This window comes from Pseudophaeobacter flagellatus (assembly GCF_021228235.1).
GTDB lineage: Bacteria > Pseudomonadota > Alphaproteobacteria > Rhodobacterales > Rhodobacteraceae > Pseudophaeobacter > Pseudophaeobacter flagellatus.
The window spans coordinates 192,541-206,074 of sequence record NZ_JAJQRG010000009.1; the positions used below are offsets into that span (position 1 = coordinate 192,541).

General features: G+C 58.9%; 16 protein-coding genes. 9 read left to right on the forward strand and 7 right to left on the reverse strand.

Features of this window, described 5'->3' with window-relative positions; translation table 11 throughout:
* Nucleotide 1: 1 nt before the first annotated feature.
* The 5 genes from LRK71_RS16550 (at nt 2) to LRK71_RS16570 (ending at nt 3,012) form a co-directional block, all read left to right on the forward strand.
* Nucleotides 2-454: an HPr kinase/phosphorylase gene (locus LRK71_RS16550; RefSeq protein ID WP_332460276.1), complete on the forward strand. Its 453-nt coding sequence runs from the start codon at nt 2-4 to the stop codon at nt 452-454.
* Between the two features lie 65 nt (nt 455-519).
* Complete coding sequence (rapZ, locus tag LRK71_RS16555; protein ID WP_232405043.1) at nt 520-1,380, forward strand: RNase adapter RapZ; 861 nt, start codon at nt 520-522, stop codon at nt 1,378-1,380.
* 21 nt (nt 1,381-1,401) lie between these two features.
* Nucleotides 1,402-1,809 carry a PTS sugar transporter subunit IIA gene (locus LRK71_RS16560; protein ID WP_232405044.1) on the forward strand — a complete coding sequence of 136 codons (408 nt, stop codon included), beginning with the start codon at nt 1,402-1,404 and terminating at the stop codon, nt 1,807-1,809.
* A complete protein-coding gene (locus LRK71_RS16565) occupies nt 1,810-2,079 on the forward strand; it encodes an HPr family phosphocarrier protein (RefSeq protein ID WP_232405045.1) in 270 nt (89 codons plus the stop codon). It abuts the gene before it with no gap.
* Nucleotides 2,080-2,112: 33 nt separating this feature from the next.
* Nucleotides 2,113-3,012 (forward strand): lysophospholipid acyltransferase family protein, encoded by a 900-nt coding sequence (locus tag LRK71_RS16570; protein WP_232405046.1) that lies wholly within the window; start codon nt 2,113-2,115, stop codon nt 3,010-3,012.
* Nucleotides 3,013-3,272: 260 nt separating this feature from the next.
* Here the strand turns inward: LRK71_RS16570 and LRK71_RS16575 are convergent, their stop codons facing one another.
* The gene (locus LRK71_RS16575) at nt 3,273-4,148 is read right to left on the reverse strand and encodes a 3-hydroxybutyryl-CoA dehydrogenase (protein WP_232405047.1); all 876 of its coding nucleotides are present in this window, start codon (nt 4,146-4,148) and stop codon (nt 3,273-3,275) included.
* A gap of 156 nt (nt 4,149-4,304) precedes the next feature.
* On the opposite strand from LRK71_RS16575, the gene LRK71_RS16580 reads away from it, so the two are divergent.
* Nucleotides 4,305-5,120, forward strand: coding sequence for a DUF6473 family protein (locus LRK71_RS16580; RefSeq protein WP_232405048.1), 816 nt, complete (start codon nt 4,305-4,307; stop codon nt 5,118-5,120).
* 127 nt (nt 5,121-5,247) lie between these two features.
* Here LRK71_RS16580 and LRK71_RS16585 read toward each other — a convergent pair whose 3' ends face one another.
* From LRK71_RS16585 to LRK71_RS16610, 6 genes are all read right to left on the reverse strand, one after another.
* Nucleotides 5,248-6,177, reverse strand: coding sequence for an electron transfer flavoprotein subunit alpha/FixB family protein (locus LRK71_RS16585; RefSeq protein WP_232405049.1), 930 nt, complete (start codon nt 6,175-6,177; stop codon nt 5,248-5,250).
* Entirely contained in the window at nt 6,177-6,935 is a 759-nt protein-coding gene (locus LRK71_RS16590; RefSeq protein WP_232405050.1) for an electron transfer flavoprotein subunit beta/FixA family protein, read from the reverse strand. Before LRK71_RS16590 ends, LRK71_RS16585 begins: the two co-directional genes overlap by 1 nt.
* A 370-nt stretch (nt 6,936-7,305) precedes the next feature.
* Nucleotides 7,306-7,878, reverse strand: coding sequence for a cob(I)yrinic acid a,c-diamide adenosyltransferase (locus LRK71_RS16595; RefSeq protein WP_232405051.1), 573 nt, complete (start codon nt 7,876-7,878; stop codon nt 7,306-7,308).
* A 29-nt stretch (nt 7,879-7,907) separates the two neighbouring features.
* On the reverse strand, nt 7,908-8,114 hold the full coding sequence (locus LRK71_RS16600) for a twin transmembrane helix small protein (RefSeq protein ID WP_232405052.1): 207 nt from the start codon (nt 8,112-8,114) through the stop codon (nt 7,908-7,910).
* A 70-nt stretch (nt 8,115-8,184) separates the two neighbouring features.
* Nucleotides 8,185-9,015 carry an SDR family NAD(P)-dependent oxidoreductase gene (locus tag LRK71_RS16605; RefSeq protein ID WP_232405053.1) on the reverse strand — a complete coding sequence of 277 codons (831 nt, stop codon included), beginning with the start codon at nt 9,013-9,015 and terminating at the stop codon, nt 8,185-8,187.
* A gap of 54 nt (nt 9,016-9,069) precedes the next feature.
* Nucleotides 9,070-9,792, reverse strand: a complete 723-nt coding sequence (locus LRK71_RS16610; RefSeq protein WP_232405054.1) for an SH3 domain-containing protein — start codon at nt 9,790-9,792, stop codon at nt 9,070-9,072.
* 357 nt (nt 9,793-10,149) lie between these two features.
* Between LRK71_RS16610 and LRK71_RS16615 the strand changes: the two genes are divergently transcribed.
* The 3 genes from LRK71_RS16615 to LRK71_RS16625 all read left to right on the forward strand — a co-directional run.
* A complete protein-coding gene (locus LRK71_RS16615; protein WP_232405055.1) occupies nt 10,150-12,495 on the forward strand; it encodes a DNA topoisomerase IV subunit A in 2,346 nt (781 codons plus the stop codon).
* Between the two features lie 164 nt (nt 12,496-12,659).
* The gene (locus tag LRK71_RS16620; RefSeq protein ID WP_232405056.1) at nt 12,660-13,268 is read left to right on the forward strand and encodes a hypothetical protein; all 609 of its coding nucleotides are present in this window, start codon (nt 12,660-12,662) and stop codon (nt 13,266-13,268) included.
* 143 nt (nt 13,269-13,411) lie between these two features.
* On the forward strand, nt 13,412-13,534 hold a 123-nt coding region (locus LRK71_RS16625; protein WP_232401989.1), incomplete at its 3' end, for a GTP-binding protein.

Sequence of the window (13,534 nt, forward strand, 5' to 3'; positions counted from 1 at the left end):
TGTGAGGCCCGAACAGCCCACTAGCCTGGCCCTGCATGCCAGCTGTGTGGCGCTGGCTGGGCGCGGGGTTTTGATTCGGGGTGCATCGGGCAGTGGAAAATCCGCCCTGGCGTTGCAGTTGATGGGCTATGGGGCCGATCTGGTGGCTGATGACCGTGTTCAACTCTGGAAAGAGCAGGGGCAGATCCTGGCTCGCGCCCCTGCAATGCTGCGCGGCATGATCGAGGCGCGCGGCCTTGGTCTCCTGCGCGCCGAGGCACTGCCGCAGGCGGCGATCTGTGCGATCATAGATCTTGATCATCTGGAAGAGGCACGCCTGCCGGTTCAGCGGTTTGAAAGAGTTCTGGGCCAGGATATAGTGGTCTTTCATCGGGTGGAGGGAGCATATTTTGCCGCTGCCTTGCTGCAATACCTCAAATCCGGAGCGCTGGACCCTGATGCAAAGCCTGAATAGTCTCTGTCGCTGTAATCGGGTGTGTTTGTTTACTTTGACCCGGTTGCCAAATTTGGATCATTGCAATGTCTGATACCAAGGCCATGCCGATTGTTCTGGTGACTGGCCCTTCGGGGGCGGGGCGTACCACCGCGATCAACGTGCTGGAAGACCTCGGCTTTGAGGCCATCGACAACCTGCCACTGCGGCTGTTGCCGGGGCTTGTCTCGGCTGCGGGGGGCGGGGGGCCCATGGCGCTGGGACTGGACAGCCGCAACCGGGATTTCTCTCCGGCGGCGCTGCTGGATGTCATTGATATGCTGGAGGCGCGCGAAGGCTGCGAATTGTCGGTTCTCTATCTGGATGCGCGCCCCGAAGTGTTGCTGCGGCGCTATTCAGAAACCCGCCGCCGCCACCCGCTGGCCCCGGCAGAAACCCCCGAGGTCGGGGTGCATCGAGAGCTGAACCTGATGTCTTCGATCCGCGACAGGGCCAGCCTGGTCTTGGAAACCTCGGATATGAATGTGCATCAGCTGAAGGCGGAAATTGAACATCTTTTTGTGCCGGGCGGGCGCAAGCTGGCGGTGTCGATCCAGAGCTTTTCCTACAAGCGCGGGGTGCCGCGCAGCATTGATATGGCCTTTGACTGCCGCTTTCTGGGCAATCCTTATTGGGTGCCCGAGCTGCGCGAGTTGAATGGCCGCGATGAGGCAGTGCAGGCCCATATCCGGGCTGATGATCGGTATGACGGCTTTTTTGCGCGGGTGCTGGATCTGGTGCAGTTTCTATTGCCGGCCTACCGGGAAGAGGGGAAATCACACCTGTCGATCGCCTTTGGCTGTACCGGTGGTCAGCATCGCTCTGTCACCTTGGCAGAAAGCCTTGCGAAAGCCCTTGCAGAAGATGGCCAGCAGGTGTCAATTAGACACCGCGAGCTGCAAGGCTAGCGGGTATACGGAGTTGCAGGATTGATCGGCATTGTGATCGTTGCGCATGGTGGGCTGGCCAGAGAATACTTGGCGGCGGTCGAGCATGTGGTGGGCCCGCAGCCCAATCTTATGGCGATTGCCATCGGGCCGGATGACGACCGCGAAGACAAGCAATGCGAAATCTGCGCCGCAGCTGACCTGGTTGATAGTGGCGATGGGGTGGTGATCGTCACTGATCTTTATGGCGGATCCCCGTCGAATCTCAGCCTGCGCGCCTGTGCGCCAATCAACCGGCGTATTTTGTACGGTGCAAACCTGCCACTCTTGATCAAACTGGCCAAATCCCGCCATCTTGCGGTGGGGCAGGCGGTGCGCCAGGCAATGGAAGCGGGACGCAAGTATATTAACTCTCAAAACATAAATCCCGAAGGGGAGCAGACGCGTTAAATGACCTTGAAGACATTGAAAATCGTGAACGAAAAAGGGCTGCATGCCCGCGCCTCTGCTAAGCTGGTTGAGGTCGTGGAGGGCTTCGATGCCGTGGCCGAGGTCTCAAAGGATGGTCTGTCGGCATCGGGAGATAGCATTATGGGGCTTTTGATGTTGGCAGCTTCGAAAGGAACGACTATTGACGTCGAGACTTCGGGGCCGGATGCTTGCGCCCTTGCTGAGGCGGTGGAAGCTCTGGTGGCGGACAAATTCGGCGAAGGCTTTTAGCCTCGCCCCCTTCGAACTGACGGGAATGGCACAGTGGCGGATACCGCACATGAGCAGAACACCGGCCCAACGCCGGAGACCGAAGACAGCACTGGCGAGGTCTATGACCGCCGCACCCTGACCTATGCCAATTCTTTTGATGACCGCTGGACCGCCTTGACGATCAAGGCGATTGAGTGGATGACCGGCAAGCTGACCATCCTGCGTATGGTCAAGAAGTTTGAGCGTCAGAATGCCGAATACCGCGGCCAGAAGTTCTGGCGCGGCGCTTTGAATATCATGGGCATCAACCTGATGACCCCGGAAGAGCAGATCAAGCGCATCCCGCAGGATGGCCCGGTGGTGATTGTTGCCAACCATCCGCATGGCATGGTGGATGGGATGATCTTTGCCGATCTTATTGGCCGGGTGCGGCAGGATTACCGGATCCTGACACGCTCTGTCTTGACTGGTCTGGATGAGGCGGCGACCTCATTTATGATCCCGGTGCCTTTTCCACATGATCCCGATGCGCAACGCAAAATGGTTGAGATGCGCGCCAAGACCATGTCCCATCTGAGAGAGGGCGGGGTGGTGGCGTTGTTTCCATCCGGGGTGGTCATGTCATCCGAAACCTGGTTCGGCCCCCCGATCGAGCAGGAATGGAACGTCTTTACCGCCCAGCTGATCCGGCGGTCCGGTGCCCGTGTGGTGCCGATCTTCTTTCCGGGTCGCAACTCTCGCAGCTATCAGATCGCCAACAAGATCTCGCCGATTCTGCGCCAGGGGCTGCTGCTGCATGAAATCGTGCGCTCTTGCAACAAGCCGCAGGCGCCTGTCGTGGGCGAGCCGCTGACCGACGAGCAGATGGCCCGGCTGCACAGTGATCCGCGTGGCTTTATGGCTTGGCTGCGGGCCCATACCCTGGCTCTGGGGGATAAGAGCGGATCGTGATGGCAGCGCGCTTGGTGTGAGCTGTCAGGCTGGCAGATTTTGTCGGCTGCGGTAGGTTACTTCTGAGTCACCAAAGCAGCAGCCCAAGAGCCTGCATGCCTATTCCCTGCCTGACAGCGCCCCTGCCATGTCACAAGCAAAATAGCGGTTTCCACACCGCAAGCGGTGCGGAGCCTCCGCGATTTGGCTGGTGCCCAGTCATGGCTGCCGTGCTGCTGCGATCAGGCGATGAGGGCTCCGAAGCAGCGGCGCGGGGGACCTTAGCGGGTGGGGACGGGGGTTTCGCCGCGATAGTCATAAAACCCGCGTTGGGTTTTGCGGCCCAGCCAGCCTGCCTCAACATATTTGGTCAAGAGCGGGCAGGGGCGGTATTTGGTATCCGCTAGGCCTTCGTGCAGCACGTTCATGATGGCCAGACAGGTGTCCAGGCCAATGAAATCGGCCAGCTCAAGCGGCCCCATTGGGTGATTGGCACCCAGTTTCATGGATTCATCAATGGATTTGACCGAGCCGACGCCTTCATAGAGGGTGTAGACCGCTTCGTTGATCATCGGCATCAGGATGCGGTTGACGATGAAGGCGGGGAAGTCTTCGGCGCTGGCAGAGGTCTTGCCAAGGCGCTCAACCACTTGGCGGCAGCTTTCAAAAGTTTCTTCGTCGGTGGCAATGCCGCGGATCAATTCGACCAGCTGCATCACCGGCACCGGGTTCATAAAGTGGAACCCCATGAAGCGTTCCGGCCGGTCGGTGCGGCTGGCCAGGCGGGTGATCGAGATCGAGGAGGTGTTGGAGGTAAGAATCGTATGCGGCTGCAGGTGCGGCTGCAGATCCTCAAAGATCGCCTGCTTGACGGTTTCACGTTCCGTTGCCGCTTCGATCACAAGGTCGGTGGCACCGATATCGGCCAGCGCCAGGGTGGTGGTGATGCGGGACAATGCGCTGCTGACCTCTGCCTCGGCGATTTTGCCACGGCTGGCCTGACGCGCCATGTTTTTGTGAATTGCGCTGATTGCGGCATCCAGAGATTGCTGACTAATATCATTTAAAACAACGTCATAGCCTGCAAGCGCCATGACATGAGCGATGCCATTGCCCATCTGGCCTGCGCCGATGATGCCAATCTTTTTGATGTCCATGTCTCGGGCTCCTCGTTTGCCTGCGCTGCAACCTTATCGGTGGCTTTGGGGCAGATACAAGGCTCGTCGTTCTGAATTTTAGGTGAAATTTAGGTTTAGGGAAATTGCAATCCTTCACCGCCAAAGTGATCTTCGGGTGAATTATAAGGTGGGACCATGAGCTATGAACTCAAGAGCGCCAATGCGCTTGCAGGGGGAACGTGCTGTTATGCCGGATCGCGGCTGCCGGTACGTGGCCCCAAAAGAGACTTAACGCGTCCATACTTTGCATTTCTCGGTGGAACCGAGATGTTTGGGCGCTTCGTAAAAACCCCTTTTTCTGATGTCAGCGAATCTCTGATAGAGGTGCCCTGTGTCAATATTGCGGCGGTGAATGCGGGATTGGATACTTTTGTCAGTGATGCGGCAGTTCTGAAGGTTGCGCGGCAAGCGCAGGCTACGGTGGTGCAACTGATGGGGGCGCAGAATATCTCTAATCGTTATTACCGGGTGCACCCCCGGCGCAATGACCGTTTTTTGCAGGCGCAGCCCGATCTTAAGGCGCTATTCCCCGAAGTGGATTATACCGAGTTCCACTTTAACAAACATTTGCTGACAACGCTGCAGGCCCTGTCCGAAGAGCGGTTTGATGAGGTGCGCCGTCACTTGCAAGAGACCTGGGTCATCAAGATGCAAAAGGTGATTGAGGCGCTGGAAGGCAGGGTTTTGATGCTCTGGCTGACCTATGACCTGCAGGGGCGGTCTGCCTTCAGCTATGAGCCAACTTTGGTCGAGCGCAGCATGGTGCAAGCCCTGCAAGCCCGTAGCAAGGGTTTGGTCGAAGTGGCGGTGACCCCGGCCGGGCAGGTGAATGATCTTGATGGGATGCTAATGGGAGAGCTGGATTTTCCTGCGGCACAGCATGTGTTGGGCCCAAAAGAGCACGCCCGTATCGGCTGTGCGCTGGCCGAGGCGCTGCAGGGCCTGTCCTGATCGCTGGGCGGGTGCCTGGGGTGGCACCTAAGGTGGAGCGCCTGAATCTGGCGCTGCCAAATAAAAACGGGGCCCGCGATATTCGCGCGCCCCGTTCTGCATTTTGTTGCCTTATATGGCGCGCGGCTTAGCCGAGTTTTTCGGAGAGCTCAGGAACCGCGGTGAAGAGGTCGGCCACCAGGCCAAAGTCTGCAACCTGGAAGATTGGCGCTTCTTCGTCCTTGTTGATCGCCACGATCACCTTGGAGTCTTTCATGCCGGCCAGGTGCTGGATCGCGCCAGAGATGCCGATGGCAATATAGAGATCCGGAGCGACGACCTTACCGGTCTGGCCAACCTGCCAGTCGTTGGGGGCATATCCAGAATCAACCGCCGCACGCGAGGCACCAACCGCCGCGCCCAGCTTGTCTGCCAGGCCTTCGATCAGTTTGAAGTCCTCTTCGGAGCCAACGCCACGGCCACCAGAGACAACCACACCAGCCGAAGTCAGCTCGGGGCGATCGCTTGCGGCAACCTTATCTTCGACCCATTCGGACAGGCCGGGGTTCTCGGCGGCACCAATGGTTTCAACCGTGGCAGAGCCACCGTCGCCAGCGGCGTCAAATGTCGCGGTGCGGAAAGAAATAACTTTCTTTGTATCCGAGGATTTGACGGTCTGGATCGCGTTGCCTGCATAGATGGGGCGTTCAAAGGTGGAGCCATCAACAACAGCAGTCACATCAGAAATCACCATGACATCCAGCAGGGCCGCGACGCGGGGCAGGACGTTCTTGGCATCGGTGGTGGCTGGGGCAACGATGTGCTCATAGTCACCAGCCAGCGAGACGATCAGCGCCGCTGTGGGTTCCGCCAGGCGGTGGCCAAGCGATGGGTCTTCAGCAACCAGAACGCGTGACACGCCAGCGATTTTGGCGGCTTCGGCACCGGCTGCGGCGGCAGAGGCACCAGCGGCTAGAACAGTTACGTCGCCCAGAGCTGCGGCAGCGGTCACAGCCTTTGCGGTTGCGTCCAGCGCCAGGGCGCCATCGGTGACTTCAGCAAGGAGAAGAACAGCCATTACACAGCCCCCGCTTCTTTGAGTTTCTCGACCAGCTCGTCAACCGAACCAACCATGATTCCAGCCGCACGCGCCGCTGGCTCGGAGGTGGAGACCACTTCCAGGCGTGGCGTGGTATCGACGCCGTAATCCGCGGCGGTCTTTTCCGCCATCGGCTTTTTCTTTGCCTTCATGATGTTGGGCAGCGAAGCATAGCGTGGCTCGTTCAGGCGCAGGTCAACAGTGACGATGGCAGGCATCTTCACCGAAATGGTCTGCAGGCCACCGTCAACTTCACGGGTCACTTTGGCGGTGTCGCCGTCGATGTCCAGTTCAGAGGCAAAGGTGCCCTGCGACCAGCCCAGAAGGGCGGACAGCATCTGACCAGTGGCGTTCATGTCGTTGTCGATCGCCTGCTTGCCGGCAAGCACGATGCCTGGCTGCTCTTCTTCCACAACCTTGGCCAGGATCTTGGCAACGGCGAGGGGTTCGATGTCAGTGTGAACATCCTCTGCTGCAACAACCAGGATCGCGCGGTCTGCGCCCATAGCCAGCGCGGTGCGCAGGGTTTCCTGGGCCTGTTTCACGCCGATGGAAACAGCAATGACTTCATCAGCCTTGCCTGCTTCCTTGAGGCGAATGGCCTCTTCGACAGCGATTTCGTCGAAGGGATTCATCGACATTTTGACGTTGGCGAGATCGACACCGCTTCCGTCCGCTTTGACGCGGACTTTCACGTTATAGTCAATCACGCGTTTGACAGGCACGAGTACCTTCATTTGCGTTCTCTCCTTAACAAACGGCATACCGCCAAGACGGCTGCCCTCTCTGCTCTCGCGCTGTTGATACCGGGTCAGTCCGGGGCACAACAGGGGAAAATCGTCACGTTGTCCTTCGCAGACGTCGCGTTTGACCTTTTGTCACGACAATCTTGCAAGAATGTTGCGCGATCTCTGCGTTGAATTTCGCTGGGCGCAACACCTGGCTGGCGGCTTGCTCCGGTGTGACAGGGGCCGGAACAAGGATTTCGTAGGGCCGAATCGCGGCCCTGTCGATAGGGGATTGCCGGGGGTGACGCCGCGACGCAGCATGTGACGCTGGGTGCTTTTGCCACCTTAGGGGATAGCGCCCTCTGGACGGTCTTGTGGTTTAGCGGTTGGCGCCAGGCACCCAGAGCACATCTTTGCCGCCATTGTCATTGGCTTTGCGCGAGGCAACAAAAAACCAATCAGACAGTCGGTTGAGGTAGGTCACCGCCACCTGGTTGATGGACTGAACGCCCGCCAGATCGGTTGCCAGTCGTTCGGCGCGTCGGGCCACGGTACGGCAGACATGCAGATGGGCCGCCAGCGCGCTGCCGCCGGGCAGGACAAAGCTGCGCAGGCTGGCCAGATCCGCGTTCATCGCGTCGATTTCGGCCTCAAGCCGGTCCACCTGCGCCTGCGCCACCCGCAGCGGCGGGTAGTCGGCTTCGGCGTCTTTTTCCATCTCTGGGCGGCAGAGATCGGCACCCAGATCAAACAGATCGTTCTGAATGCGCGACAGTGCGGCGTCCATCTCGCCCTCGGCCTCTAGTCGGGCGACGCCGATAAAGGCGTTCAACTCATCCGAGGTGCCATAGGCGTTGACGCGCGGATCGTGCTTGGCCACGCGGACCCCATTGCCAAGCGCGGTGTCGCCCTTGTCGCCGGTGCGGGTGTAGATCTTGTTTAGAACCACCATGACTTCAGGCCTCCTGTGATGGCCGGGGGTTATTGGCCGCTTTGGCCGCGCAGATAGACATAGGTCACCAAAAGCACCACGGCAATAAACTGAAAGAACAGTCGCAGCCGCATCAGCTTGTTGCCATATTTCTTGCTGATAGCGCCGCCCTTGCCAAAACTGCCAAGCCCGAGAAGCAGAACCACCACCACGGCCGCCATGGCCAGTATTGCCAGTAGATAAAGTGGGTCACCCATGTGATCTCTCTTTCGTATGTACCTGATATCGGTCTAGCCGTTGCCGTTGGGATTGGCGACAGCGAATTGCCTATCCCAGCTTCCTCAGGATGCGGTCAATTGCCCGGGTTGTCAGGATTCGGCGCAGCAGACCGGCCACATGGGTGGGGGTCGTCACATAGTAGCGCGGTCGGGGGCGGGATGATTCGCAGGCCAGGACCAGCTTGGCGGTCACCGCCGAGGCCGGCAGTTCAAAGCGATCCGGCCCGGAGCGTTCGTAGAGCCTCTTTTGCAGGTTCTTTTCGTAAAAGGGCCGTAGGGCAGAGTTGCGCCAATCTATGTAGCGTTCAAAATGGGGAATTGAATTTTCGCGGAATTTTGAGGTAATCGGCCCCGGCTCTATCAGCACCACCTTGATATTGGTGTCCATAAGCTCCACCCGCAGCGTATCTGTCAGCCCTTCCAGGGCGTATTTGGTGGCCACATATGCGCCGCGCCAGGGCATCGTGACAAAACCCAGGATAGAAGAGTTCTGCACAATGCGCCCATGGCCCTGCGCCCGCATCACCGGCAGCACCTGCCGGGTCAGTTCGTGCCAGCCGAAAACGTTGCTTTCAAAGATATCGCGCAGTGCCTCGGTTGGCAGGTCTTCGACCGCGCCGGCCAAGCCGTGGGCACCATTGTTGAATAGGACATCCAGCGTGCCACCGGTTGCTTGCAGTACCTCGGCCAGGCCCTGGGCGATACTGTCAGTATCGGTGTAGTCAATGCGCGGGCTGTCAAAGCCTTCGGCGCGTAGGCGGTCGCAGTCCTGTGCCTTGCGACAAGAGGCAAAGACCCGCCAGCCGCGATCCCGCATGCCACGGGCCGAGTCCAGGCCGATGCCAGAAGAGCAGCCGGTGATCAGAATTGTTTTTTGCATCATGCGACCCTGTAACAAGGACCCCAGAGAAAATTTCCGGGGCTGTTTACAGGGTTATGAAGCTTTCTTGCTGACCAGGGAAGCGGCAACCCAACCGATCTTGTTGCCTTTTTGCGTGCGCAGATTCAGCCAGCCGGTGCCGCTGTCTTCGATCACTAGGACCTTATCCCCGGCCAGCAGGCGGCCCACCACCGGATAGATCGTTCCCGGACCCTGGCGCATATTCACGCGCGAGGCCCGTATTTGGCGAATATCAAGATAGGTCTCGGGGGGTGGGGGCGGGGCGGGTTGTTGCGCTGCAGTGTTGGAAAAGCGGGTGTTCAGCGTCATGCCCTGGTGGTTCTGACCCGATGTCATGGCGACCAGCCCACCCTGAATACCGCCCTGGGCCGCGTCCATATGCAGCAGGCCGGTTTCGGCAGTGGCGGCAAAGGCGCTGCTGGAGCTTTGCAGGCTGGTGCCAGAGGCGGCGATCTTGGCCAGGGCGATGGCCTGGCGCTGTTCGGGATCTGCCTGCGGCCGGGGGAGGGTGGTCGCAGGGTGCGCAGGGGCTGGGCTGGGCTGGTGTTGCGCCGCAGCTCCTACCAGTTCAGCCGCGCGCAGCCTGGCAGGACGCTGGAATTTGTCGTCCAAAGCAGCCTGGCTGCCGGAGGAGATTTCGCGGGTATGAGGGGGATCTGCGTCGGGGCGTTCAGGGGGCACAAAATCGCCGCCGCCGCTGATTTCGTAAAAAGCCAGGCCCAAAAAAGCAAAAGACACAATAACAAAACGCGACATAGCGCATCCCCCTGGATAAACTTTAAAGGCTGCACGGGTTGGTGGCGGGCCCAAATCGCTTGGAACTTGTTGCACGGGCATGGGCCGCTGCGGCAGTGCTAAGACCGCCAGACCCTAGGCAGGTTTGATTAATGTAGTACGAATACCATCAAGGCACAGGCCAATCACAGGGGAGACTGCTTCGGCTTCTCCCCCTTGGTTCTTTCCGATGTGCTGGCCCGAGGACCTGACCGTGGTGAGGACCCGTGAGGCGGGGCGGCGCAGGGGTCAACATAAAAGAGTGGCACTGTCGCCAAGGCGGTGGATAAAAGTGAACCACCGCTTTACCGCGCCGGGTGGGCAAAGTATCACCAAGGGATGAACGATACCGTAGATAATACCGATGCCCCTCTGCCGCAGAACGGCGAGATCCTGGAACCCCTGCGCCGCGCCATTGGTGAGCGCTATCTGACCTATGCGCTGAGCACCATCATGCACCGGGCCTTGCCCGATGCACGCGACGGGCTGAAACCAGTGCATCGGCGGATCCTTTATGCCATGAGCCGACTGCGGCTCAGCTCGACTGGGGGTTTTTTGAAATCGGCCAAGATTTCCGGCGATACCATGGGCGATTTCCACCCCCATGGCGATGCGGCGATCTATGATGCCATGGCCCGCCTGGCGCAGGATTTCAACGTGCGCTACCCGCTGGTTGATGGCCAGGGCAACTTTGGCAATATCGACGGCGATAACCCGGCGGCCTCGCGCTACACAGAGGCGCGTATGACCTTCGTGGCCGAGGCCATGCTGGACGGTCTGTCAGAGGATGCGGTTGATTTTCGCGACAACTACGATGGCCGCCTGACCGAACCTGCCGTTCTGCCTGCGACCTTTCCCAATATTCTGGCCAATGGGGCAGCGGGGATCGCCGTGGGCATGGCGACCAATATTCCGCCGCATAACATTGTCGAGCTGGTCGATGCCTGTATCCACCTGATCAAGTCACCCGGTGCCGATGATGACACGCTGCTGAAACATGTGCCGGGGCCGGATTTTCCCACCGGTGGCATCATTGTTGAACCGCGCGATAACATCGCCAAGGCCTATCGCTCGGGGCGCGGCTCTTTCCGGTTGCGCTGTAGCCATGAGGTCGAAGACCTGGGCCGCGGTCAGTGGCAGATCGTCATCACCGAGATCCCCTATCAGGTGCAGAAATCCAAGCTGATCGAAAAAATCGCCGAACTGATCCAGACCAAGAAGGTGCCGATTCTTGCGGATGTGCGTGATGAATCCGCCGATGATATCCGCATCATTCTGGAGCCAAAGTCAAAGAACGTCGATCCAGATGTTTTGATGAACATGATGTTCCGCAATTCGGATCTTGAGGTCCGGTTCAGCCTGAATATGAATGTGCTGATTGACGGGGTCACGCCCAAGGTCTGTTCGATGAAGGAAGTGCTGCGCGCCTTCCTGGACCACCGTCGCGATGTGCTGCAGCGCCGTTCGCAGCACCGTATGGCCAAGATTGATCACCGGCTGGAAGTGCTGGATGGGTTTATCATCGCCTTCCTCAATCTGGATCGGGTGATCGACATCATCCGTTATGACGATGACCCAAAGGCCGCTCTGATGCGGGAAGACTGGGGGCTGGATCATCCGCGCGCCTATGACGAAGCCGACTATGTCTCGCCAAAAGCGGGCGCGGGCCAGCTGAGCGAAATCCAGGCCGAAGCGATTCTCAACATGCGGCTGCGGTCGTTGCGCCGCCTCGAAGAGGTGGAGCTGACCCGCGAACGCGATGCGCTGCGCGAAGAACGCGCTGGGCTGGTAGAGTTGCTGGCCTCGGATGAGCTGCAGTGGAGCCAGATCACCGATCAGCTGCGCGCCACCAAAAAGCAATTTGGTAAGGATTATGTCGGAGGTGCCCGCCGGTCCCGCTTTGCCGAGGCAGGTGAAGTCGAAGATGTGCCGCTGGAGGCGATGATCGACCGCGAGCCAATCACCGTGGTCTGCAGCCAGATGGGCTGGGTGCGGGCGATGACGGGGCATATCGATCTGACGCGTGAGCTGAAATTCAAGGATGGCGATGGTCCGCGCTTTGTCTTCCATGCGGAAACCACCGACCGGCTGCTGGTCTTTGGCAGCAACGGCCGGTTCTACACCATCAGCGCCGCCAATCTGCCTGGTGGGCGTGGTATGGGCGAACCCCTGCGCCTGATGGTCGATCTGCCCAACGAAGTCGAAATCGTCGATATCCTGATCCACAATCCCGAGGGGCACCTGCTGGTGGCCTCTTCTGCGGGCAATGGGTTCATTTGCGCCGAAACAGACATCGTCGCCCAGACCCGTGGCGGCAAGCAGGTTCTGAACGTCAAGGATGACGACCGTGCCCAGGTCTGCATCCCGGTCACCGGCGATCATGTGGCGATCGTATCTGAAAACGGCAAGTTCCTTGTCTTCTCTGTCGAAGAGATGCCAGAGCTTAGCCGGGGCAAAGGCGTGCGGCTGCAAAAGTACAATATGGCGCGCGGCAAGCAGGGCTCGCTGGAGCTGGATGGCGGCCTTAGCGATATCACCACCTTCAACTGGGAAGAGGGAATTTCCTGGGAGATGGGCGGTGGCAAGACCCGGCATGAAACCGACCTGAGCCAATGGTTGGGCAAGCGGGCCGGGGTCGGCAAACGTCCGCCACATGGATTTCCACGCAGCTATAAATTCAAGTGACCTGGGGCTTTAGTCGTCTTCACCTCTATTTTTCGCGCCTGTTTTCTGTGACGGATCCGCCACCGAATGGCACGACGGCCGCCTTGCCGGTTTACCGGTTGGGCGGCTTTGGTTTATCTGACCCGAGTTTACCCCTGTTGCCCAACTTGATGAGGCCTTTCTGAATGTTTCGAATTCTTGCTCTTCTGGCCTCGATGGTCCTGCTGGCCGCCTGTGAAGAAACCCAACTTGATGAGGCAAAGGAGGATCTTGGCGATTTCAATATGCGGGTTTCCTTTGTCTACACCGACAAGGCGCTGCAGTGGCCCCTGTCGCGTTCGGCAGAACCTTCGGAGTGGAACGAGCCTATTGAGCGGGCGCTTGAGGCTCGGTTGGGGCGCTATGACGGTGCGGGGAAATATGACGTGGCGATCACGCTTGAAGGCTTTTTGTTGGCCACCGGCGGTATCCCGGTTCTGGTCAACCCCAAGAGCGCAGCGGTGGTGAATGTCTTTGTCTATGACGTCAGCACCAAGAGCTATCTGGTCCGCGAACACCAGATGCAGATCTTTGAGGATACTACGGGCGAAAGCGCCATTATCGGCTCTGGTTATAGTCGCACCAAGGCGGAGCAGATCGACGGGCTGGCGCTCAAGATTGTCGATGGTCTAGAAGAGTATATGGCAGAGCAACATGCTGAAAACGGATGGTTTGACGGTGCCTCTGCTGCGGTGGCTGCAGGTCCGGATGCGGCGGCGCCTGCCCCCTCCGACCTCGCCCCCGTGGCCGACTGAGACTTTGTCGGCCAAAGATAGCTAAAAGCAGCTATGTCAAGCAGGAACGGCTTGATTTTGGTTTCTAAATCAAATATGCGGCGCGCGCAGAGGAAATCTTTGGGTCGGTTGTCGGCCCTCTCTTTCAAAAGGGCGCCTACAGAATGGCTAAGGAAAAGTTTGAACGTAATAAGCCGCACGTCAACATCGGCACCATCGGCCACGTTGACCACGGTAAAACCACTCTGACCGCAGCGATCACCAAATATTTTGGTGACTTCAAAGCC